The sequence below is a fragment of the Vibrio sp. Isolate22 genome (assembly GCF_022398115.1).
Taxonomy (GTDB): Bacteria; Pseudomonadota; Gammaproteobacteria; order Enterobacterales; family Vibrionaceae; genus Vibrio.
This window is the reverse complement of record NZ_JAKEUW010000010.1, coordinates 70,970-93,424: the sequence shown is the minus strand read 5'-3', so window position 1 is coordinate 93,424 and position 22,455 is coordinate 70,970. Positions and strand designations below refer to the sequence as shown.

The window sequence follows — 22,455 nt, the reverse complement described above, 5'->3', positions numbered from 1 at the left end:
CCTTATTTCATTGCGTGGCCAAGTGATTGAAGGTAAGCGATGATTGCATCCATCTCTGTTTTCCCTTCAACATCTTGTTTAGCGTTAGCAATTTGTTCGTCTGTGTAAGGAACACCAAATTGATTACGGAAGAGTTCAAGCTTCTGTTGAGTCAATTTGCCATCAAGTACATTCTCAGCAAGCCATGGGAAACCAGGCATGTTTGATTCAGGAACAAGTTCACGAGGGTCGATAAGGTGAACACGGTGCCACTCATCAGAGTAACGATCACCAACACGTGCTAGATCAGGACCAGTACGCTTTGAGCCCCATAGGAATGGGTGTTCCCAAACGCTTTCGCCAGCTACAGAGTAGTGGCCGTAACGTTCAGTCTCAGAGCGGAAAGGACGAATCATTTGGCTGTGACATACGTTACAACCTTCACGAATGTAGATATCACGACCTTCCATTTCTAGAGCAGAGTAAACACGTAGGTTTTCTACAGGTTCAGTTGTCTGCTTTTGGAAAATAAGAGGGGTGATTTCTACTAACGCACCAAAACTGATAGCAATAACGATTAAGATCGCTAATAGGCCAACGTTCTTCTCTACCAACTCATGGCGATTATTTGAATTTGAGCTCATTCTAAATCTCCTTAAGCCGGTTGAGGGATAGCTTTAAGGCTATCTTTAGGTGCAGAAACAGTTTTGTACGTGTTGTATGCCATTAAGAACATACCAGATAGGAAGATGAAACCACCTAGGAAACGTACAAAGTAGAACGGGTAAGACGCTTCTACAGATTCAACGAAGCTGTAAGTTAATGTACCGTCAGAGTTAACTGCACGCCACATCAGACCTTGCATCACACCAGAGATCCACATTGCAACAATGTAGAAAACCGTACCAATCGTTGCTAACCAGAAGTGAACATTGATTAGAGATACAGAGTACATACGCTCTTGACCAAATAGCTTAGGAACTAAGTGGTAAACCGAACCGATAGAAACCATTGCAACCCAACCTAACGCACCAGAGTGAACGTGACCGATAGTCCAGTCCGTGTAGTGAGATAGCGCGTTAACCGTTTTGATTGCCATCATTGGGCCTTCGAAAGTCGACATGCCGTAGAATGATAGAGAAACGATTAGGAAACGTAGGATAGGGTCGTAGCGAAGCTTATGCCACGCACCAGATAGAGTCATGATGCCGTTGATCATGCCACCCCAAGAAGGAGCAAACAGAACCAAAGACATAACCATACCTAGAGACTGAGTCCAGTCTGGAAGTGCAGTGTAGTGTAGGTGGTGAGGACCAGCCCAGATATACAGAGACACAAGTGCCCAGAAGTGAACGATCGACAAACGGTAAGAATAAACAGGGCGACCAGCTTGTTTAGGAACGAAGTAGTACATCATACCTAGGAAACCAGCTGTCAATAGGAAGCCTACCGCATTGTGTCCGTACCACCATTGCACCATTGCATCAATTGCACCTGAGTAAATCGAGTACGACTTAAACGCAGATACAGGAACAGCTAGGCTGTTAACGATGTGCAACACGGCAACCGTGATGATGAAGGCTCCGAAGAACCAGTTCGCTACGTAAATGTGTGATGTCTTACGTTTAATCATGGTTCCGAAGAACACGATTGCATAAGCTACCCACACAAGAGTAATAGCAATATCGATTGGCCATTCTAGTTCTGCATATTCTTTACCAGAGGTTAAACCTAACGGTAGAGTAATTGCAGCCGACAGGATAATCGCTTGCCAACCCCAAAAGGTGAAGGCTACGAGAGGGCCACCAAAGAGACGCGTCTGACAGGTACGTTGCACAACATAATATGATGTTGCAAACAGCGCACTTGTACCGAACGCAAAAATAACCGCATTAGTATGCAGGGGACGTAAACGACTGTACGTCAACCACGGCGTATCAAAGTTTAGCTGTGGCCAAACTAATTGAGCGGCAATCAAAACACCAACGCCCATACCGACAATACCCCACAAAATTGTAACTAGGGTAAACTGACGGACGACCGTATAGTTGTAGTTTTGTTCAAGCTGCTTTTCTTGGCTCATTTGCATGCTTCCAATTTCTTATTTACTACACTTTACTTCCAACACGACTCACGTCGTAATGCCACCCAAATTAGAAAAGGAAATTCAGCCTATTCAGGACCTTATTTCCACTTGCTGATTTTAAAAAAAAGTGGCATTTTCAACGCGACACTATACTTGAATTAACAAATCAATGACAGAGTAGTAACCTTACGCTTGGTCTGGAATTGGATTTTTATTTAAAAACTTTGAACTTTGTAACAAGGAGTAAAGATTATAATGGCGGCACAAAAGCTAACAAAAGGCAGGCTTGTTCAAATTATCGTCATGTTGGTTGTTTTATTAGCTGCATTTACTTGGAGAACAGTGACATACGATAATAACGAGACAATAACCTGTATAGTTTCAAAACCTTGTGAATTTGGTATTGATAATAATAATGTTTCGATTTCAGGCGATAGCCAGGGGTATTCAATTGAAACATCTAAAACTGGCAAATTTATCATTAGCTATGATGGAAGCGGAGTTTTGGAATCGAAAGGGGCGTCATCTTGGCTTTTACAAACCAATGATAAGACTTCCTCAATAACGGTTACATTTCCACAACAGGTCATGACGTATACAGTAAATCTCTCTAAAGAATAAAACTCAAAACTGAGCAACACCTCGCTCTTTGATAGAAATATTGACTAAACCAGTGAAACCCTGCGCATTAAAGTGTTATAAAGGCAACATTAATAAAGTTTCCAGAACTCTATGAAATTTCTATCAAAAGTCTCTTATTCTCTAGATGATAAAATCGCCGTAGATGAACTGCTTCTTGGGGTAGAAAATCCCGAGGACATCGCATGTCTCATCTGCTACTGCACAGAGGAGTACTCCACGCTCGCTGTGCAGAGATATTTCGTAGATGCTCTCCCTAATATTCCAATTCATGGATGCACGACATGCCATGGAATCATGACTGAAACTGGATTCCATTCAGGGCCTGTGATCGGTATCCTCATTATCTATGATTCAGGGATCAATGCATATGGCACCGGTATTAAGCACTTCAGCCAATCCATCGAGCAAAGTACCTTCGACGCAATAGATTTAGCGCTAAAAAATGCCAACCGAGAAGGTGAAATTCCAGACTTGATCTTGCTTCATTCGACTCCTGGCAACGAGGAGAAGGTGATGGCTGCCATCGACAGTAAATTCGGCACTGAAGTACCTATAATCGGCGGTAGCGCTGCCGACAATCAGGTGTCTGGAAACTGGAGCATATTCACTGAAGAGTCACTCTCAATTAATGGCGTTTCATTGACCGTCTTTTTCTCCTCTCAGTCTATCTATTCGTCATTCAGTGCAGGACACACGCCTACGCGTTACTCAGGGACCGTGACTAAAGTAAGAAATAGAATCTTGCTCGAGATAGACCACAGGCCAGCTGCTACGGTTTACAATGAATGGACTAACTTCCATTTAGGTGGCAGCGACGACGGCTATATCTTTGAAAAATCTTCTGTCTATCCACTAGGCCGGAAAGTCGGTACATCATACAACTATCCATATTTCAAACTGTCTCATTCTATCCGTGAAACAGAGTGTAACGGTATCGAACTCTTTACGGATATCAATGAAGGCGACACCATTTATTTGATGCAAGGCTCGAAGCAACAGTTAATAAGCCGTGCCGCTAATATCATTCATTCGTCTTACTACAATGATATGGATCTGGAAGAGAAATTAGGCGCGATTAACATCTTTTGCGCAGGACCAATGCTCAATCTAAAACAAGACATGGATGAGGTTTGTGACCAAATAAATCAAGCACTTAATGGGCTTCCTTACATATGTCCATTCACATTTGGTGAGCAAGGGAGGCTTTCAGGTGGAGAGAATGCACACGGTAACTTAATGGTGTCATCAGCAACATTTTATAGGTTAAAAAAGTAATGGGTTCTGAAGGTCAAGAAGCGCTGCAAGAAGCACGTATTGAACTACAAAAACTAAAAGCCCGTGAGAGAAAGCTGGCTGAAGAGAATAGGGTAATTCTATCGACTATCTCTGCGATCAGTAAGGCGAGTAACATCTCTGAGATCTTCTCTAGCCTCGAGTTCGTGTTGAAAAAGTACATTAAATTCGACGACTTTATCGTGGTCTCTAGAGTAGGGAATGAAGGTAATTTCAAAACTCTACTGACCAACAATAAAGTCTTTGAAGAGATGATCTGGAACGATCATGGCAAGCTATCTCGAGTCATCAACGGTGAGTGCGCCATTCTTTTTGAACCCAAATCTCTGGGTGAATTTAACACTTTGCATCCCATTGTTCTCGACCAAATCAACTCAGTGTTGATTACTGGGATCGACAGCGGACTAACACAGTCGGTCATCATTTTTATTCACTCAAATACCAAACATTTCAGTATTGAAACTAAGGCGACTTTGAACCGTTTTCGTCCACTGATTGAGCGAGCTGTTTTCGATATAGAGAACAAAGAAAAACTTGAAGCGACGGTTAGAGAACGAACCGCCGAGCTAGTCACAGCAAGGAAAGACGCGGAAAGAGCGAACAAAGCCAAGTCAGAATTTCTCGCGATGATGAGCCACGAATTAAGAACGCCACTAAATGCCATCATTGGACTGATCGACACATTAAAGTCGACCCAGCTAACAGAAGAACAACAGTCTATACTGCTAAATATGAGCACATCGTCTGAGCTTCTGTTGGCGATCATCAGCGATGTACTGGACTTTTCCAAAATTGAATCTGGTTGTTTCTCATTGGCGCCACAATGGAGCAACGTAAGAGACACTGTAACTTTTGTTTTATCAGAACAAACAAAGGCTGCAGACGACAAAGGTCTAAAGCTCACGGTGTCTAGCGATATCCCAGATGCTGAGCTTCACTATATAGACCCAAGCCGCTTAGCGCAGATATTGTTTAACCTAATCGGAAATGCCATTAAGTTTACGGAGCGCGGACACGTCCATGTTTCCATCAAATACCAGCAGAGTTCGTTCTATATAACCGTTGAAGACACCGGAATTGGAATTAGCTCACAGCAGCTATCGTCATTATTCAGTCCATTTGTGCAAGCAGATAGCACAATAACGCGAAGGTTTGGCGGCACGGGACTAGGTTTAGCCATCACTAAGCGCTTAGTTGAGTTGATGCGTGGGCGAATATCAGTAGAAAGTGAACCAGGGAAAGGTTCTAAGTTCGAGGTTCAATTACCAGTACTCACAAGAGTAACGAACAGCTGCAACCAACTAGAAGATAATGATTGTTCAAGAGAGCTCAGAAGTCGATATTCGGTGCTGGTCGTCGAAGACAATCCAACAAACCAGATGGTGATTAAGTTAATTCTAACGAGGCAAGGTCACGAAGTTTTCATCGCAAGTAATGGTGAAGAAGCAATAGGCTTTATACAAGACAACAAAGATTTCATAGACATAATCCTGATGGACGTTTCAATGCCGGTCATGGATGGTTTAACCACAACCAAACATATGAGAAAGGCAAATATCCAAACACCAATCGTAGCTCTGACAGCGCACACATCCGTTGAAGATAAATGTTCATGTTTAGATGTTGGTATGAATGATTTCGTTACCAAACCAGTAAGAACAAAAGAAATAACAGAAGCTATAGATAGACTAATGCTTGAGATCTAATAAACGTATTCTTAATCGAAGATTAGGAAATATGTTTATTAGGTATTTTATGGTAAATAGTCATTATGGTTAAATACACAGTATTAATTTGTTTAAAACGAAGACAGGGCATCAGATATCGAGCTCTGCCTTATGCTCATCAAATAAAATTTAACATAATATACATAATACGCAGTCATTGTATGTAAAATCTGAGAGCTTTACGAGCCTTATCCTTGGCAGATTTCACGTCCGCGCTGGTTAAATTCATTCGTGTAATCACTTTGGTTGTTTGGCTACACGTTAAATCGAAATAACTCGCGCTATCTTAATTACTAAACCTCTTACTGAATCTTTACGCAGCGCCTGTTCAAATTAACTCTTTAACTCTTTAACTCTTTAACTCTTTAACTCTTTAACTCTTAGATGCTATTCATTCAATATTTAACTTTCTACAACCGATGGCTACACATTGCTGTGTGTGAGTTATGAAAGTAATCCTATTGTTGTACTTTCAGATTTCACGCACGCTACATACACAAAGTCTAGGTACTTAGTTTCAATTGAGAATCCCGATCCATCTTGCTACTGATAAGGCATTCCAAAAATTCCGACACATTAAAGACACCTAATTTGGCTTGCTGGTCGCTTATGTCGCGCTTTCAAGTTGAGTTCGTTTTCAGCTTATAACGTCGCTCTCATTACTTAAGGTTCCATAAGCTTGCCTATGATACTCAATGACATTATTTAAAAGCTTCATTGCATTCAAAGTATGTGCGTAGTTAATTTCACAGCTTGCAAGTTGACAATAAGTGACAACGCAACGCACTTCATGTTCACCACGTTATGGAATGGTCATTGTGCCTTGTCTTACAACTGAGATGTTGATACTTCTATTATCTAAAAACATTTAGAATCAGATATTTAGACAGGTTTCGTATTAACTAATACGTCTTTTGTTTGATAGCATGTTCGGGAAATCAATAACTTACTATATAAAGGTTTTATATGAAAAGCAGTATGGTCGCCCTATCACTATTCTCTATTTTCGCGATGAACTCGTATGCGCTTGCTAGTGACAAAGATAACTCAAAAGAGCTTGGCCAATTCTATATTGGCGCGGATATCGGCTTGTATAATGAAACCGAATCAGAATATCTTGGTCGTTCAATTGAGGATTCATCAGACCTGTCGGACCTAAGCTATAACCTAGTTGGAGGCTTCGAATTCAATACTCATGATGTTGTTAAGTTAGGGCTAGAAGCCGAATACCGCAAACTTGGCAAAGTAACTTATAACGAAATAATGGATATCGAAGGTCAGGCTTTCTTCATCAACATCAAGCCGAAATTCATTGTTGAAGGCGACGTATTAGACTTGTACGTGTCCCTATTGGCTGGTATCGGATCTATGGATATGGAGTTCAAAGCTTTGGGAGCATCTGCGTCTAAATCTGAAGCAGCATACCAAGTTGGTGCTGAGCTTGGTGCAATAGTTTCAGATAATATCGACATTCACCTTGGCTACCGAAATGCACGCGTTGAGATCGATAGTGTCGATATTTCATCGCAAACCGCCTACGTTGGAGCTCGCTATAAGTTTTAATCCCTTCAAATAACCGATATTAACCCATTTGAGTAAAGCCTGCTCTTCAAAGCAGGCTTTACTACCGGTTAAAGCCGACTTAATAAACTAAAACGTTACGTTGTATCTTATTTAACATGGACCTAGAAATCTTAAGGGCCGATGTATGGCAAAATAAACCACCTAAGCAAGCCACTATTTCGTGTTTAAATTTTGATCTATCAAACAGTTATAATTAAAAATAAGGTGATTAAGCAATCAAATGCTGTGCATTCGGAGTTGCATTACCAATTAAAGTGTTAACATCAGAAAATGTTGTAAACTAGGTGTTTGATATGTTGCCTAAACTTTATAAGTTCAGATCGCTCCACGATAGAAACATACAATCTATATCCGAGTGTTCGTTGTGGTTTGATTACGCTAAATCCTTTAATAACCCTTTTGATTCTAACCACATCTTCAGCCAATGCCTTCAAAATGATTTTAAGGTGATGTGTTTCTCACAGTCCAGCGACCACCCAATACTGTGGTCTCAATACGGTGATAACTTTAAAGGCATGTGTATTGAGTATGACCTTAACTGTTATGAGGGTGACGCAAACCTAAACTGCTTCGAGGTCCAATATGAAGACCATCCAAGCAATATCTGTTTACCCTTATTAGAGAATTTACCGCCATTACGCTTAGGTACCGAGCTCTTTAAGGTGAAGCATTCTAATTGGCGCTATGAACGAGAATATCGCTGGGTACTACCTAATGAAGAGCTCGTCGGCAATAAACTGTTTCTCAACAAGCAATGCCTAACTTCAGTCATTCTCTCAGAGCACGCTCCAGCCGATAGAAAGCTAAAACTGTTAATGACATGCCAACGCTTGGGTATTCCAGTTAAACAAGCAATAGCCAAACAAGACTCATTCACCTTTGAAGTCGTTTGCTAAGACGTACCTATGATAATTGTCATTATAAACAAAAGTGACAGTGCAACTTAAACAAAAAGAGCCACATCAGTTGTGGCTCTTTTATTACATCTTATCGGTGATTTTACCTGGTACCCTATTCTGCATTTGCTCAATTGTCGTTGCTGACATTTGAACATTCGAGAACCAATAAGGTCTGTGCTTAATATTAAAGAAATCACTATTGCTCAGTGCTTCAAAAATCGAGAACTTTCTTCCTTGAGCCAATGCTGCTCCGTAGAGGGTTCTTTCTAACACTGGAACATCGTTCACTTCCTCTAACAGCGCTCTCTTTATAAACTGGTTGCCAGGGCTCCAATCAATGAATTCAACGAGCTTCTGAAGCAGTTTCAACTCAAGATGCTCTACCATAGACTCAAGAAACTGAGTATTTGGAATGACTTCAGCACAAGCGTAATATTCTTCATGCCTGTCACTGGCATCTCGATAACCGAGCATAGTTTTCACCAAGGCATCTTCGAACGTCGAAGAAAAGTGATTACAAATCAAGAATAAAGGTAACACTCTCAAAACCCCAAGAAGGATGCCAACGTTCGGATCTTTAACGGACGTTTCTAGTAGTCTTATACGCGTAGCATTCGAAGTCACCACCAAGTGTTGCCAAACCTTAGGTACAATATGTTTGATATTGCCGTCGTTCCACTTGATCAACTGTTGACTCATTAGTAACGGGAACAACAACCGGCAGTTTTCTATACCAATTTGCCTTGCTGCAACTTTAGGATCGAGTATGATTTTCGATTTCTTGCCGTACTTCTCTGTAAACTCACGATTGGAAACAAACTCAACAAGGCTAGAGCTAAGTCCCCGACTCTCTGATGAAATTTTGTGTAACTTGGAAAAGTTTAAAGATGGAGAATAAGCCACACTCGCAAACTGATTGTAATCTGGCAGCTGTGTGAACAGAGAGCTTATCAGTGTACCTTGAAGCTTCTCTAACATGAGCGCTGAAGCCGCGTCACTCACATCGTCAATAACGTAACGCAGTGTTTGTTGTTTGGCCGCTACCTTCTCGCGTTTGGCATTGACTCTATCTTGTTCACAACGCAAAAGAATACGTTGATTATGTGAGATTCGGTCTGACTCATTAAAGATGACGCTCTCGCAGTATCTATTTTCTAAGCTAAGTAGCGTGTCGACCGTGGATTGGTCAAGTTTATACTTTTCAGATATTAACCACTTAGTAAAACGAGTCTCAACGTTAATTGAAACTTTTCTAGAGATCTCTATGACTTCTGGGGTGTAATTTTTATTTGCTAGCAACAACCGAGACTTTCCTTTGCCCTAATCTTCTTTTTGGCAGCATATGCCGACTTTATAAGTGAGCTAAATATTAATAGAAATTAGAGATTGGTTCACGAAATTGTTTCATTAAAATGATGGATTTTAGTTATAGTGCACCAGGTGGAGATTATTCTGATATGTGGAGACGAATATATTTCTCAGGAAAGCTGTACTCAAACTTTTTACGCTTGGGCAAGTGCTTTTTAGCCTCTTTACAGATTTTGCTATCTCCAGATGTTCTAACCTTTTTGATTCGTGCATAGCCTTTGGCATGCTTCATCTCAATCATAAGGTCACAATACCCTTCTAGCTCTATCTGACTCTTGTTGAGACCTTTAAGAACGGTGGTTTTGATCTTTTTTGCGACTGGATTAATCAAAGAGTCGTCTGAAATTACTAATAGTGGCAAAAAACACAATAAAAGTACTAGATATCTCATACTGTTCTCTATTCGTGAAAATTGAAAACAGTATGAAGACAATGGAGAGGCGTTTAGGACTAACTTAGTATGGTGTTGTATTAGATAACACGTAATTATCAGAGATTACGCTTTCTTTGATCCGTTCGATTTAAAACCGTTATGCGGGAACACATTACGAATCCTCTGTTGAACACTCTTAGGTACATCCTTAGTGAACTTCAGATTGTAACCAGAGCGTTTCGCATACACTTTCAGTTCACCTTTAAACGTATTATTGTGGCCAATCTCTTGAAGGTTGTGTTTGAAACTTGGTGGTAAATGACCTTTGAATTGCTCAATAGCCCCATCATTGAATTTTATTTTTAGTACAGGCCTATCAACCGCAACCAGCCAAAATATCAGCACTGCACCAATTAAGATTACATACATCATAACGTCACCACTAATATTGATGGTTACTTATCGTCAGAAAGAAGCTTGCTTAAATCTTCTTTAAGGCTCGTTACCGTTTTACTCGCCTGTTCGCTGCGAGATGCTTCACTTACCAGGTATTCGATGGCGTCAGACAAGGTGCATCCCAACTCATTCGCTCTTTGAGATAGTTTTTCCCACACGCGGTAATCGAGGTCGATTGATTTCTTTTTGGTGTGAACTTGCTCAGCGTTAAAGTGGCGTTTGCGCTTCGCTCTGATCGCTTGCTTAAGCTTGTTATCTAGCTCTGGAGACATGTTGTCTGAGATCCATTCAAGTACGCCAGTTGGTTGATGCTCAAGCTTTAACAGCGCTTGTATTGCGACGTCAGCTTCACTTGAATCAATATGGCAGGTGATCGATTCGCCTTCTTTCCATTTTTTGACCAGATAGTTCCATTTCCAACCACATTCCAAGTTTTCAAGTTGCTGATATTTCATGTCTAATCTCGCGAGTTAATCCTAGTGACAGCGTAACCCAAAATAGGCTATTTAACAATTATTGTCTTGAAAGAATAGACCAAGATCATACTTATATTCGCCCTGTGATTGATCGCGTCGATATAGAGCTACAAGCGAGATCAGTTTTTCTATATACTCCCTACCTTATTATCCTAATCAGAAACCTAAATGACTCAAGTAGATTGGCGACATGTTACGCCTCAGTACGACGAATATAACGCTCAATTAGAGCAATTCCACGACATCTCGCCTCTCCCATTCTCAGTTATTCAACACCGATTCAGAGATGCGTTAACTCGCTTTGTCCGTTTATCTAACCTTTCACGTGTATTATTGGTGAATTCCCCGGACAACTCGATCTATCGCCAAATGATCGTTGAATCTTTAGTTGCTGAATTAGATGACGATGCAAAGCCGGTTATCAAAACCGAATCTTTGAACGCGACCTCTCTGTTTGATCAAGTTCAATCACGTGATGGCAAAGTTGTTGCTACGAAACCCGGTTTACTCGCTAGAGCGAACAATGGTTATCTGGTCGTGTCAGCTAATTTAATTCTAGCTAATCCAGGAAGCTGGTTGCTATTAAAGTCAGCACTGCTTGGCGAAGCTGTGGAGCCAATCAGCAGTAACCCTGAGCACTTGAATCAATCACCAACGCTTCCTCTTACATACAATATTAAATTGATTGTCGTTGGAGACAGATCGCAACTCGGTGACCTTGATTACTTAGATAGCGATATTCAAACTGGTTTTTGTCTTTTCAGTGAAATTGAACAAGACATCAAGCTATCTGAAGAAACTTTGACTCAATACCTTGGCTACCTTAAGTGGCTTGTGCAACGTTATGATCTACCAAACATTACACAAAACGCGTTAACGGCGATTTTGACCGCTGGCGCACGAGAAACGGAAGATCAAAGTTATATTCCACTGTGTCCAATTTGGCACAACGCGTTGCTAAGCGAAGCACTGGTTGAAGCCAACAACGGTGAAATTGACATCCACCATGTCCAACAAGCTCAACAACACAAATACAATCGAGAATCATATCTTCCAGAGCGCGCTCTAGATGACATTCGCGATGGCCAAGTCATCATTGAAACCGAAGGTGAACAAGTTGGCCAAGTAAATGGCCTCACCGTCATCGACGTTCCAGGTCACCCAATCTCTTATGGTGAACCAGCACGTATTTCATGCGTAATTCACTTTGGTGATGGCGACATTTCCGATGTTGAACGTAAAGCAGAGCTTGGTGGTAACCTACATGCGAAAGGCATGATGATCATGCAGGCGTTTGTTAGCAGTGCATTAAACCTTGAAGATCCATTGCCATACGCTGCATCTGTCGTGTTTGAACAGTCGTATTGTGAAGTTGATGGCGACAGCGCTTCTCTCGCAGAGCTTTGCTCTCTAGTAAGCGCACTGTCTGAGTACCCTATCGACCAACAGATTGCTGTAACAGGTGCTGTCGACCAGTTTGGCCGTGTACAAGCCGTTGGTGGCCTTAATGAGAAAATCGAAGGCTTCTACCATGTTTGTAAGCACCAAGGACTCACTGGCAAACAAGGTGTCATTCTACCGAGATCGAATCTAAGGCATCTTGCTCTTAAACCAGACCTTATCGAAAGCATCAAAAACGAAGAATTTCACATCTGGTCTGTGTCGAATGTAGACGAAGCTATTCCTCTAATTATGAACAAACCATTTAGAGATGATGAAGAAGAAAGCGTTCTTAGCAAAATCGCGGAACGTATTGAAAACTTTGAAAGACATGAGCACCCAATGGGAATTGTGGGACGCATCAAAAACTGGTTTGTCTAGTACTGATCGGACTTGTTTAGCGTACACCTGTTCACTAATATGCACCTATCAAAAATCGGAGTAATTGATAATGCAAAACAAACGTGATTCTTACACTCGCGAAGAGCTTCTAGCTTCAAGCCAAGGCGAACTATGGCCACAAGGTCCTCAACTACCAGCACCAAATATGTTGATGATGGACCGCATCACTAAAATGTCTGAGACTGAAGGTGATTTCGGTAAAGGTTTGGTTCTTGCTGAGCTCGATATTACTCCTGACCTATGGTTCTTTGATTGTCACTTCCCTGGTGACCCAGTAATGCCTGGTTGTCTAGGTCTAGACGCTATGTGGCAACTGGTTGGTTTCTACCTTGGTTGGGTTGGCGGCGAAGGTAAAGGCCGTGCTCTAGGTGTCGGTGAAGTTAAATTCACAGGTCAAATCTTGCCTACAGCGAAAAAAGTAACATACGAGATCCACATGAAGCGCGTTGTTAACCGTCGCCTAGTTATGGGCCTTGCAGATGGTCGCGTACTTGTTGATGGCAAAGAGATCTATGTTGCTAAAGATTTGAAAGTTGGCCTTTTCCAAGATACGTCAGCATTCTAATTAGATAGTTAGATTTAAATAAAGCAGCCATTGGCTGCTTTATTTTTGTTTTCGAGACATTTAGTTATAGTGCATCAAGACCTCGTTTAAGGTATGAGCCTGCCAAATCCACCAGCAATGAATGAAACATGAATATCATAGAAACATTGCTCTTGGCCGTTTCGCCGTTTGCAAACTTTACCTCCCCTTAAACTAACAAGGCTCCATTGTTTCATACAATGGAGCCTTGACCTGAATTCGTTGCGCTCTATCTACTTGTAGAGACCTGCTTGTTTATCATCTCTGGCATCTCGCCAGCCACCTAACCAATAAGACCGAGAATCCATTTGGCTATATGGGCAAGCTTCTTGTGACCTACCGTTTAAACCAGCTTTATAGCCTTGAGATTGTGCTCGTTCTAGTCGATCACGCTTTTGTCTCTTCATAGTGCAGTCCTCATACGGGTATTTCGATTTACTAACATACAATGATTACAACTTTGCGGAGTTTTTGTGACTCCAAGTTTAAGAATTGACCAATTTTTCAATTTTCTCAAGGCGAAAAAAAGCCCGAGTTCAGAATTGTGAACTCGGGCTCAAGAGAAGAAATTATTTAAATTTTCTACGGAACCCTAACAGACCAAGCACAGTCAAAGTTAACCAACCTAGGCTACCACCTTGACGATCGACTTTCTCTGAGTCGGCACTACGAGCTTGAATATCAGCTTGAGTTTTACCTGCAATAGGAACAAGTTTAACCGCTACCACCTCTTCTACCGCATTAGATGACGCGCCACCACAGTATGAGTTGTGAGACGTTGTATCATAAGGCTGAGCTGTTCCACCAACAGTACACTTAATCGCAGTCGCTGAAATTACACCAGCATCGTTGATGTCAGTTGCATCGATGATTCTAAACTTGTTGTTTTCACCAGAAGCATCACCATCATTAGTTAGGTCATCTAGCCACCAAGCTTTACTATCAAACAGAGCAATTCTTGATGCGTCAGTGCCAGTCGCTTGATACGGGTAAATAAAACCACGGTGTCTACGTTCACTACCATCAACCTCACGAGTCGTTTCCGCATCAATCTGGCCAACAAATTCATTGTAGTTATTTACCGCTTTAGCTTCGCCACTTGAGCCACTAAAGAAAATGCCGCCAGACAAGAAAGTTGCTGTTGGGTTTGCCGCATCTGTTACAACAAAGATCTTATTACCTGCGCTACCGTTCTCTGGCACATAACCATTACGTTTGGCATAACCAACTGCGAACAAGTTGTCGTTAATATCAGTCGCAACAGAGTTACTGTATCTGGCGTCGTCATTCGATGAACCAGATTTAACCTCTGCGCCGCTAACCTGCTTAGTCGTCCATGTCGCATTCGTTAGATCTAATGAATTACTCACAAAGACACTGGCATTCATGTCTTGTAGGTCGCCGTTACCATTTTCGGTATTATAGCCAACACCATAGAAAACAGAGTTTGATTCAACGATTGAGCGCATGCTGCCTTGAGCAAAATAATCACCTTCTTGAGCATTACCGCTGCGAATCCAATCAATTTCTTTGGTCGTAGTGTCATCCCAGATAGCCGCTTTAGAAGCAAAGGCCTTGTCTGGCTCAGATGTATCAGTAGGTGCAAACTCCTCGGACACACTACCTACATTGTAAACAGTACCATTACTTGCTGTAATCGCTTTCCATGCACGAGTTTCAGAAGTACCAGTAGGTCCACTTGTCGTCGTAAATAGTGCGTTGTTGCGGATACCACCTTCAGATTTAACACCTAATGGTTGAGCTGTATCATCTAGAGAGTTAATCACCGTATTACGGCTCTCAAATGTAGCACCACCTTCAACGAAGGCTTTGGCATTTACATGAGTAAGGTCATTTCTTTCCTTACTCCAAGTATCGTTCCAACGATTTTGAGCCCAGCTCTCACACGTAGAATATCTTAGCTCTCGATAACAATAGTTTTCGAAATCATCGAACTCTTGGATGTATTGGAATGGAGCATCCATTGCGAAAGGCACTTCTTCGCGATAGCTTACCGCTTCAACCGTATTGCGAGTTTCGCCAGCAAGTTTGAATGTAGTGTCAGCACAGTTTGTTGCCGCTGAGTCAAAACATCCTAGTGCAAGGTCATTCGTTCCGTCGGTAGCACTACCAGGCTGGATCGCTACACCAAAGATTTCAGATGCACCGGTAATCGAAGGCGTTATTTCAACTACTTTATAAAGCGCAGCGTTGGCATTAGTTGCAGCTAAAACAAGGGCTGCAACTGTTGTTAATTTAAATTTAGTACAAGTCATTATTACTTCTTAACTTTCCTGTTGTAGTGCCTCGAGCTCTTCCCAGCGCTCAAATGCAACTTCAAGCTCCTGCTCTGTCGCAGTTAGCTTATCTAAAACTGGCTGTGTCTGCTCTACAGATTTCGAAAAGAAGCTTGGATCATTAACTTCTTCCTGAAGAGCTTCAATTTGTGTTTCCAATTCTTCTAAACGTTGTGGTAACGCTTCTAGCTCTCGCTGTAGCTTATACGATAACTTCTTAGGTTTAGCTTTAACTGGTGCAGTTTTGGGAGTTTCCTCAACTACTTTCGCTGGCTTTGATGGCTTTTCAACCTGTCGGTATTCAAGCGCCTGCTTTCTTTGCTGTTGAGCATCGTGGTAGCCACCAACAAATTCTTCAATCACGCCGTTGCCTTCGAAGATCCAACTTGTCATCACTGTATTATCTACAAACTGACGATCGTGGCTTACTAAAAGAAGCGTACCCTGATAGTTGGCAAGCAAATCTTCTAAAAGTTCCAAAGTTTCGATATCTAGATCGTTGGTTGGCTCATCGAGAATCAGCAAGTTGTTCGATTTAAGGAAAATACGAGCTAATAACAGGCGGTTTTTCTCACCACCAGACAGCGCTTTAACAGGAGTACGAGCACGTTTAGGTGAGAATAAGAAATCTTGTAAGTAACTAAGCGCATGACGCTCACGGCCACCTACTGTTACTTCTTGCTTACCATCCGCTAGGTTATCGATAACCGACTTCTCTGGGTCAAGGATTTCGCGGTATTGGTCAAAGTAAGCCACTTCAAGTTTCGTACCGCAATGTAGACGACCTGAATCAGGTTTTAGTTGGTCAAGAAGCAACTTAAGAACCGTACTCTTACCACAACCATTCGGACCAATCAAAGCAATACGATCGCCACGCATGATATTGAAGCTAAAGTCTTTAACGATCTGTTTGCCTTCGAAGCCAAAGTTAATGTTCTCAGCTTCAAATACAATCTTACCTGAGCGCTGTGCATCATCGATTTGAATAACCGCTTTGCCCTGCACTTCACGACGATTCAAACGCTCTTCACGTAGCTTTTTAAGCGCACGTACACGACCTTCGTTACGAGTACGACGAGCTTTGATGCCCTGACGAATCCAAACTTCTTCCTGAGCAAGCTTTTTATCGAATTCAGCATTCTGCATTTCTTCAACGCGAAGCGCTTCTTCTTTCTCAACTAGGTAATTTTCGTAGTCACCAGGGAAAGAGCTCAACTTACCGCGATCAAGGTCTACGATTCGGGTTGCCATCGATTTAATGAATGCACGGTCGTGCGAAATAAAGATGATTGAGCCGCGGAAGTCTTTTAGGAAGCCTTCTAACCATTCAATAGTAGCAACATCCAAGTGGTTAGTCGGTTCATCTAGTAGAAGCACGTCAGGGTCACACACAAGCGCACGAGCAAGAGCTGCTTTACGTTGCCAACCACCAGAAAGGTCTGTCAGTTTAGTTTCGGCAGTCAGCTTTAGAGCACCCAGAACATTAGTTACACGGTCTTCAAAACGCCATGCATTAGCGTGATCCAGCTGTTCTTGTACACGAGTAAGGCGGTTTAGATTCTTTTCACTAGGGTCGGTCGCGATCAGATCAAGAAGATCATGATAGATCTTTAGCTGCTCGCCAATCTCAGCAAGGCCACCAGCCACATAATCATATACTGTGCCTTCTTCGTTACGCGGTGGATCTTGTTCCAAGCGAGACACAACCACATCTTGCGTGATTTGCATCTTGCCGTCGTCCATGATGATGCTGCCAGATAGCACTTTCATCAACGTAGACTTACCGGCACCATTGCGCCCTACTAAACAAACACGCTCATTTTCTTGCAGTGCGAAGTCTGCACGGTCTAATAATGGGTGATCGCCAAACGCTAACTGCCCATTATGAATTGTAAGTAATGCCATTTTTCTTTAACCAATCATTAAGTTCTAACAAGCCAAATGGCCAGTTAAGCTCTGAGTGTTGAGAACCGTCAGAGCTTTCAAATTTGAGCACCGGAATAGTGACCCCGTAACGGGAAAAGAGCTCATCATCGAATGCAATATCAACAACATTGACATGATGGCTAATATTTAACTGTTCCGTGAGTTGGAATGCCATCTCACATAGATGGCACCCTTCTGTACTGTATAGAGTCAGCACTATATATCCTTATACGATCTCTTGATTACTTGTGTGTAATCAACCAGCAGTTATGAATATGCTTATTACGAGAGAAATCTAGAGGCAGTGTTTTAGCAGAGATGTTCTGAGCTTTAAGGCCCAGATCTTCCAATGCTTCTAAATCCATTTTGAAGTGACGTTTATTGTTAGAGAAAACAATCGTACCTTCTTCACGAAGCAAACGCTTTAGGTTCTCCATCAATTGGATATGATCACGTTGAACATCGAAAGATTGATCCATACGCTTCGAGTTCGAGAAAGTTGGTGGATCAATGAAGATCAGATCATACGACCCTTGTTCTTTAGCTAACCACTGTAAACAATCAGCTTGAACAAATTGATGCTGACGACCTACACGACCGTTAAGCTCCATGTTCTCTTTCGCCCACTCTAGGTAGGTATTAGACATATCAACAGTAGTTGTAGAGCGTGCGCCACCCACAGCAGCATGCACCGATGCACTACCTGTATAAGCAAACAGGTTTAGGAAATCCTTGCCTGCAGCCATTTCACCGATACGACGACGAGTAATCTTATGATCAAGGAATAAACCTGTATCTAGGTAGTCGTGAAGGTTAACAATCAGCTTAACACCGTATTCGTTTACTTCTAGGTTCGATGAATCTTGAGAAAGCTTCTGGTATTGAGAGCGGCCTTTTTGCTTCTGACGAACTTTCAACACAACGTTATTGGCTTCAACGCCAGTCACTTGAATAGAAGCACGGATGATATCGGTTAGACGACGTTTTGCTTTCTCCTCCGGTACATCTTTAGGTGCAGCGTATTCTTGAATCACAAGGTGACCAGGATATACGTCAATCGCTACATTGTATTCTGGTAAGTCTGCATCGTAGATGCGGTAACAATCTAGTTGCTCTTTCTTAGCCCACTTTCCAATTTTGCCGATGTTCTTCTTAAGACGGTTCGCGAAATCAGGTGCAATCTGCTGCTCTTGTTGCTCTGTTGGGCGATCTGACATCGGACGATCGGAAATTGAGTAGTTCTTCTGGTGACACGGTAACGCACCATTGTTCAATTTGAACTGTTTGTCTGCACGCATACGCAAGCAGCTTAGAAGCTCGTCTGAGCTAGAGAAGATAGATGCGTTACAACCACCAAACTCAGCTTTTAGCTGTGCGCCAAATGCCGTGTATAGTGCAATCAAGCCTGGCTCTGTGCCTAGACGCTCACCATAAGGTGGGTTTGATACAACCACGCCATTGTCGAATTCCGCAGGACGCTTAACAAGTGCAGCATCGCCTACTTCAAATTGAATTAAGTCTTCAACACCAGCACGACGCGCATTGTCACGTGCAGTTTTGATCATTCGCTCGTCGTTATCATAACCGTAGAACTTGCACTCGACTTTCTTCACACCACGGCGACCTTGAACATTCGCTTCTGACTTAACTTCAGCCCATAGCTCTGGTTCAAAATCTTCTAGAGCTTCGAAACACCATTTCTGACGCTTAACACCCGGAGCCATGTTCGCAGCCATCATTGCCGCTTCAATCACAAGCGTACCTGAACCACACATCGGATCTAAGAAAGGTTTTGTTGCGTCCCAGCCACTACGAAGAAGAATCGCTGCAGCAAGAGTTTCACGCAATGGTGCGCGACCTGATTCAGGACGGTAACCACGCTGGTGAAGACCGCTGCCGACCATATCAAGGCCAAGAATCGCTTTGTCACGGTGTAAACGAACGTGAATACGAACGTCTGGGTTTTCTTTACTAATAGAAGGACGAGGTAGTGACTTCTTCTCGAAGCAATCGACGATAGCGTCTTTAACTTTCATCGCGCCATATTGGCTATTGCGGATTTCGCGGTTAGTACCATTAAAGTCAACCACAAAACGCTTAGAGCTATGGAATTGATTCACCCAGTTAACCGCTGTGGTCGATAGGTACAAATCCATGTCGTCCTGACAAGTGAATTCAGAAAGGACACGTACAAATCGAGAAGCCAAACGACTCCACAAACAACAACGATAAATTTGCTCATTGGTCGCTTTGAATTTAACACCTGCCTGAACAGGTTTTGCGTTTGTAATCCCTAGTTGGGTTAGTTCTTCAACTAATAAATTCTCAAGGCCGTTTGAGGTAACCGCTAGATATTGATTCATAGTGTTCTTTTATTGATAAAAATGAGCTCGATTATACCTGATTTTGTTACCAGAGCATCACTCTAAACTCGTCTTTTCATTGAATCTTTCGACTAACTGGCTAGCAAATACTCATTACTGAAGCGATCGCTTACCCACATCCCCTTAAAACATAAGACCTAACGAACTCACTCGTTTAACACCCAATTTCCGAGCAATTCGCCCTTGTGAATTTATATTCACACCAAAATTGGTATATACCAAACTAAAAATAAGGGTGGAATTTAGCTACAAAAGAACAAAAACAGGGAATAAATATGGGTAAATTACATTTTCGGGGAAGTAAACAAGGTGAAATTAACGTAAAAAAATCGTCTTAACTTCACTATTTTGATGGTTAATGAGTGATGCATTTATCAGGGTGAGGTTTTTTAGGCACAAAAAAATCGGCTATTAAGCCGATTATTTGGAAGGTTTGATGAGGTTGTTCGCTGCGACGTATGGCCGAAATGATGTATTAAATTTGAGTTAGCCAACCATCGCAATATGATGAGATTGATGCAGAATCGCGTTAGCATCAAGCATTCTATCGTGCATCACCTTGATCGAGTCACCAAAGCGTAATCCCTTTGAAGGAGTCAGTAGGAACTCTTCTAGGTCTACAAATGCACATAAGCTCGCACACTCGCCCACTTCTAAGACGATGAAGTAACCAAGGCTATGCTCGTTATTCATTTGTACAATATCCCCTTCCTGAGGATACTCATGTCCTGCACCTTGAGGTGCGAAGAACCAGCTCTTTGGTTGTACAGGCTTGTGGAAACGCTTCGCAGCCACGCAGTAAAGCGCTAGTTCTGCTTGGCGAGGCTCAGATAGCTCTAAGCCAGAAATTTGTTCTTTGAAGGTTTGGTATGAGGATGCGTCATCAACGGTGAATTCATTATCTCGAAACGCGCAGTCCACCAGCTTATTGCGGACCAGATTCGTTTTGAAAATCATATCCTCTCCGAGGTTTAGCATTAATGAACATTGCTGTTCATCGTAATACCAACTCCATGTATCGCTAGGTTTAAGCATCATTTCGTCTCACACTGTTGAACCATTCCATTAGGTAAAACGCAAAATTACCTTCAATTGCAGTAATTTTACTGAGCAATAGGCAAAAAAAAAGAGGAAATGAATTCCTCTTTCTTATCGCTTTTCTCTACAACTCAGGGAGTTACAGTGTCTCTTTTAGTAAGACGATGTCAGTTTATAGATACTTCTGATATTGATGTTCTATAACGACCATAGTTTTCAAACTACAGGTTTTTGACAATGTCAGCTACAAGGCGTGGCCCCTTGTAAATAAAACCAGAGTAAACTTGTACAAGCTTAGCACCTGCCATCATTTTCTCTTTTGCAGCAACATAAGAGTCAACGCCACCTACCCCGATGATCGGCAGTTTGTCACCTAGCTCTTGGTGAAGTTTACGAACTACTTCAGTGCTACGAGATTGAACTGGACGTCCACTTAGGCCACCCGCTTCGTCGCAATGTTTCATGCCTTCGACAATTGAACGATCCAATGTCGTGTTCGTTGCGATCACACCATCGATCTTATTTTTGATCAATGATTCGCAAATTTGGCTGATTTCATCATCACTTAGATCCGGAGCAATCTTAAGAGCCAGAGGAACATACTTACCATGCTTCTCTTCTAGTTCCGCTTGTTTTGCCTTAAGTTCAGACAGCAAGTCATCAAGTGCTTCGCCGTATTGTAGAGAACGTAGCCCTGGTGTGTTTGGTGAAGAGATATTTACCGCAATGTAACCTGCGTATTGATATACCTTCTCCATACAGATCAAGTAGTCTTCTGCGCCCTTTTCAATCGGTGTGTCTTTGTTTTTACCGATGTTGATACCTAAGATGCCGTCGTAGTTTGACTTCTTAACATTCTCAACAAGGTTATCTACACCTAGGTTATTGAAACCCATTCGGTTGATGATACCTTCAGCTTCAACAAGACGGAATAAACGAGGTTTATCGTTACCTGCTTGTGGACGCGGAGTAACAGTCCCTACTTCTACAAAACCAAAACCCATTGCGCCAAATGCATCAATACATTCGCCGTTCTTATCTAGGCCAGCCGCTAGGCCAACTGGGTTTTTGAAAGTAAGACCCATGCACTCTACAGGTCGGTGAGGTAATTGTTGGCGATACAAAAGATCAATAGGTGTGCCAGTAAAGCGCTTGAAGTTTTGAATTGCGAGATCATGTGCCTTTTCGGCATCAAGTTGGAAAAAGCCAGTTCTGGCTAGACGGTAAAGCATTGTGCCTCCGATAGAAAAAAGCCCCGTGTAAACGGGGCGATATTATTTACTTATTTCCCCAACTATTCAATCTATTACTGTCTGTAAGGGTAAGATAATCGAGTTTGCTAACGAATGAGCTTCTTTATTAAGCAAACGTTATCGTATATTTAGCATATCGAGCACCTTTACTTCACTTTCCAATGAATCACTTTAGTGCCCCGTGAATTGATTGACACTCTGTAAGCGCAAACCAGTCGCACCCCAAAACGAAAAAGGCAGACCAAATGG

The 22,455-nt window shown here is 42.1% G+C and carries 20 protein-coding genes; 7 read left to right on the top strand and 13 right to left on the bottom strand.

Going from position 1 to position 22,455, the window contains the following annotated elements; genetic code table 11:
* Positions 1-2: 2 nt before the first annotated feature.
* Positions 3-623: a cytochrome-c oxidase, cbb3-type subunit II gene (gene ccoO / locus L1D55_RS08345; protein ID WP_004742292.1), complete on the bottom strand. Its 621-nt coding sequence runs from the start codon at positions 621-623 to the stop codon at positions 3-5.
* 11 nt (positions 624-634) lie between these two features.
* On the bottom strand, positions 635-2,068 hold the full coding sequence (gene ccoN / locus L1D55_RS08340; protein ID WP_102424429.1) for a cytochrome-c oxidase, cbb3-type subunit I: 1,434 nt from the start codon (positions 2,066-2,068) through the stop codon (positions 635-637).
* 252 nt (positions 2,069-2,320) lie between these two features.
* Between ccoN and L1D55_RS08335 the strand changes: the two genes are divergently transcribed.
* The 5 genes from L1D55_RS08335 to L1D55_RS08315 all read left to right on the top strand — a co-directional run bounded on the left by L1D55_RS08335 (position 2,321) and on the right by L1D55_RS08315 (position 8,207).
* Positions 2,321-2,686 (top strand): hypothetical protein, encoded by a 366-nt coding sequence (locus L1D55_RS08335; protein WP_004742294.1) that lies wholly within the window; start codon positions 2,321-2,323, stop codon positions 2,684-2,686.
* 111 nt (positions 2,687-2,797) lie between these two features.
* Complete coding sequence (locus L1D55_RS08330) at positions 2,798-3,982, top strand: FIST N-terminal domain-containing protein (protein ID WP_239917115.1); 1,185 nt, start codon at positions 2,798-2,800, stop codon at positions 3,980-3,982.
* The gene (locus L1D55_RS08325; protein ID WP_239917114.1) at positions 3,982-5,706 is read left to right on the top strand and encodes an ATP-binding protein; all 1,725 of its coding nucleotides are present in this window, start codon (positions 3,982-3,984) and stop codon (positions 5,704-5,706) included. Before L1D55_RS08330 ends, L1D55_RS08325 begins: the two co-directional genes overlap by 1 nt.
* Before the next feature lie 987 nt (positions 5,707-6,693).
* Positions 6,694-7,290: an outer membrane beta-barrel protein gene (locus L1D55_RS08320; protein ID WP_239917113.1), complete on the top strand. Its 597-nt coding sequence runs from the start codon at positions 6,694-6,696 to the stop codon at positions 7,288-7,290.
* Between the two features lie 314 nt (positions 7,291-7,604).
* Positions 7,605-8,207: a DUF2971 domain-containing protein gene (locus tag L1D55_RS08315; RefSeq protein WP_239917112.1), complete on the top strand. Its 603-nt coding sequence runs from the start codon at positions 7,605-7,607 to the stop codon at positions 8,205-8,207.
* 84 nt (positions 8,208-8,291) lie between these two features.
* Here the strand turns inward: L1D55_RS08315 and L1D55_RS08310 are convergent, their stop codons facing one another.
* From L1D55_RS08310 to matP, 4 genes are all read right to left on the bottom strand, one after another.
* Positions 8,292-9,512: a hypothetical protein gene (locus L1D55_RS08310; RefSeq protein WP_239917111.1), complete on the bottom strand. Its 1,221-nt coding sequence runs from the start codon at positions 9,510-9,512 to the stop codon at positions 8,292-8,294.
* A gap of 145 nt (positions 9,513-9,657) precedes the next feature.
* Positions 9,658-9,969 (bottom strand): hypothetical protein, encoded by a 312-nt coding sequence (locus tag L1D55_RS08305; protein ID WP_239917110.1) that lies wholly within the window; start codon positions 9,967-9,969, stop codon positions 9,658-9,660.
* Between the two features lie 105 nt (positions 9,970-10,074).
* On the bottom strand, positions 10,075-10,383 hold the full coding sequence (locus L1D55_RS08300) for a DUF3634 family protein (RefSeq protein WP_239917109.1): 309 nt from the start codon (positions 10,381-10,383) through the stop codon (positions 10,075-10,077).
* Between the two features lie 23 nt (positions 10,384-10,406).
* On the bottom strand, positions 10,407-10,862 hold the full coding sequence (gene matP, locus L1D55_RS08295; protein WP_008221970.1) for a macrodomain Ter protein MatP: 456 nt from the start codon (positions 10,860-10,862) through the stop codon (positions 10,407-10,409).
* Positions 10,863-11,051: 189 nt separating this feature from the next.
* Here matP and L1D55_RS08290 point away from each other — a divergent pair, with 189 nt between their 5' ends.
* Together L1D55_RS08290 and fabA are read left to right on the top strand one after the other, a co-directional pair.
* Positions 11,052-12,704 carry a Lon protease family protein gene (locus L1D55_RS08290; RefSeq protein WP_239917108.1) on the top strand — a complete coding sequence of 551 codons (1,653 nt, stop codon included), beginning with the start codon at positions 11,052-11,054 and terminating at the stop codon, positions 12,702-12,704.
* Between the two features lie 70 nt (positions 12,705-12,774).
* Positions 12,775-13,290, top strand: a complete 516-nt coding sequence (gene fabA / locus L1D55_RS08285) for a bifunctional 3-hydroxydecanoyl-ACP dehydratase/trans-2-decenoyl-ACP isomerase (protein ID WP_004742305.1) — start codon at positions 12,775-12,777, stop codon at positions 13,288-13,290.
* Between the two features lie 251 nt (positions 13,291-13,541).
* Here the strand turns inward: fabA and rmf are convergent, their stop codons facing one another.
* The 7 genes from rmf to pyrD all read right to left on the bottom strand — a co-directional run bounded on the left by rmf (position 13,542) and on the right by pyrD (position 22,185).
* Positions 13,542-13,715 carry a ribosome modulation factor gene (rmf, locus tag L1D55_RS08280; protein WP_004742306.1) on the bottom strand — a complete coding sequence of 58 codons (174 nt, stop codon included), beginning with the start codon at positions 13,713-13,715 and terminating at the stop codon, positions 13,542-13,544.
* 162 nt (positions 13,716-13,877) lie between these two features.
* Positions 13,878-15,584, bottom strand: coding sequence for a DUF3466 family protein (locus tag L1D55_RS08275; protein ID WP_239917107.1), 1,707 nt, complete (start codon positions 15,582-15,584; stop codon positions 13,878-13,880).
* 9 nt (positions 15,585-15,593) lie between these two features.
* Positions 15,594-17,510, bottom strand: a complete 1,917-nt coding sequence (locus L1D55_RS08270) for an ABC transporter ATP-binding protein (protein WP_102423073.1) — start codon at positions 17,508-17,510, stop codon at positions 15,594-15,596.
* Positions 17,488-17,748 carry a glutaredoxin family protein gene (locus L1D55_RS08265; protein WP_032554465.1) on the bottom strand — a complete coding sequence of 87 codons (261 nt, stop codon included), beginning with the start codon at positions 17,746-17,748 and terminating at the stop codon, positions 17,488-17,490. Before L1D55_RS08265 ends, L1D55_RS08270 begins: the two co-directional genes overlap by 23 nt.
* Before the next feature lie 25 nt (positions 17,749-17,773).
* Complete coding sequence (gene rlmKL, locus L1D55_RS08260) at positions 17,774-19,894, bottom strand: bifunctional 23S rRNA (guanine(2069)-N(7))-methyltransferase RlmK/23S rRNA (guanine(2445)-N(2))-methyltransferase RlmL (RefSeq protein WP_239917106.1); 2,121 nt, start codon at positions 19,892-19,894, stop codon at positions 17,774-17,776.
* A gap of 507 nt (positions 19,895-20,401) precedes the next feature.
* Positions 20,402-20,953: a cell division protein ZapC gene (locus L1D55_RS08255; protein ID WP_008221983.1), complete on the bottom strand. Its 552-nt coding sequence runs from the start codon at positions 20,951-20,953 to the stop codon at positions 20,402-20,404.
* Positions 20,954-21,174: 221 nt separating this feature from the next.
* Positions 21,175-22,185: a quinone-dependent dihydroorotate dehydrogenase gene (pyrD, locus tag L1D55_RS08250; protein WP_239917105.1), complete on the bottom strand. Its 1,011-nt coding sequence runs from the start codon at positions 22,183-22,185 to the stop codon at positions 21,175-21,177.
* Between the last annotated feature and the right edge of the window lie 270 nt (positions 22,186-22,455).

Excerpts from the sequence above, each read along its gene's own strand:
- ccoO (WP_004742292.1), bottom strand. The coding sequence starts at position 623 with ATGAGCTCAAATTCAAATAATCGCCATGAGTTGGTAGAGAAGAACGTT.
- ccoN (WP_102424429.1), bottom strand. The coding sequence starts at position 2,068 with ATGCAAATGAGCCAAGAAAAGCAGCTTGAACAAAACTACAACTATACG.
- L1D55_RS08335 (WP_004742294.1), top strand. The coding sequence starts at position 2,321 with ATGGCGGCACAAAAGCTAACAAAAGGCAGGCTTGTTCAAATTATCGTC.
- L1D55_RS08330 (WP_239917115.1), top strand. The coding sequence starts at position 2,798 with ATGAAATTTCTATCAAAAGTCTCTTATTCTCTAGATGATAAAATCGCC.
- L1D55_RS08325 (WP_239917114.1), top strand. The coding sequence starts at position 3,982 with ATGGGTTCTGAAGGTCAAGAAGCGCTGCAAGAAGCACGTATTGAACTA.
- L1D55_RS08320 (WP_239917113.1), top strand. The coding sequence starts at position 6,694 with ATGAAAAGCAGTATGGTCGCCCTATCACTATTCTCTATTTTCGCGATG.
- L1D55_RS08315 (WP_239917112.1), top strand. The coding sequence starts at position 7,605 with ATGTTGCCTAAACTTTATAAGTTCAGATCGCTCCACGATAGAAACATA.
- L1D55_RS08305 (WP_239917110.1), bottom strand. The coding sequence starts at position 9,969 with ATGAGATATCTAGTACTTTTATTGTGTTTTTTGCCACTATTAGTAATT.
- L1D55_RS08300 (WP_239917109.1), bottom strand. The coding sequence starts at position 10,383 with ATGATGTATGTAATCTTAATTGGTGCAGTGCTGATATTTTGGCTGGTT.
- matP (WP_008221970.1), bottom strand. The coding sequence starts at position 10,862 with ATGAAATATCAGCAACTTGAAAACTTGGAATGTGGTTGGAAATGGAAC.
- L1D55_RS08290 (WP_239917108.1), top strand. The coding sequence starts at position 11,052 with ATGACTCAAGTAGATTGGCGACATGTTACGCCTCAGTACGACGAATAT.
- fabA (WP_004742305.1), top strand. The coding sequence starts at position 12,775 with ATGCAAAACAAACGTGATTCTTACACTCGCGAAGAGCTTCTAGCTTCA.
- rmf (WP_004742306.1), bottom strand. The coding sequence starts at position 13,715 with ATGAAGAGACAAAAGCGTGATCGACTAGAACGAGCACAATCTCAAGGC.
- L1D55_RS08275 (WP_239917107.1), bottom strand. The coding sequence starts at position 15,584 with ATGACTTGTACTAAATTTAAATTAACAACAGTTGCAGCCCTTGTTTTA.
- L1D55_RS08270 (WP_102423073.1), bottom strand. The coding sequence starts at position 17,510 with ATGGCATTACTTACAATTCATAATGGGCAGTTAGCGTTTGGCGATCAC.
- rlmKL (WP_239917106.1), bottom strand. The coding sequence starts at position 19,894 with ATGAATCAATATCTAGCGGTTACCTCAAACGGCCTTGAGAATTTATTA.
- L1D55_RS08255 (WP_008221983.1), bottom strand. The coding sequence starts at position 20,953 with ATGATGCTTAAACCTAGCGATACATGGAGTTGGTATTACGATGAACAG.
- pyrD (WP_239917105.1), bottom strand. The coding sequence starts at position 22,185 with ATGCTTTACCGTCTAGCCAGAACTGGCTTTTTCCAACTTGATGCCGAA.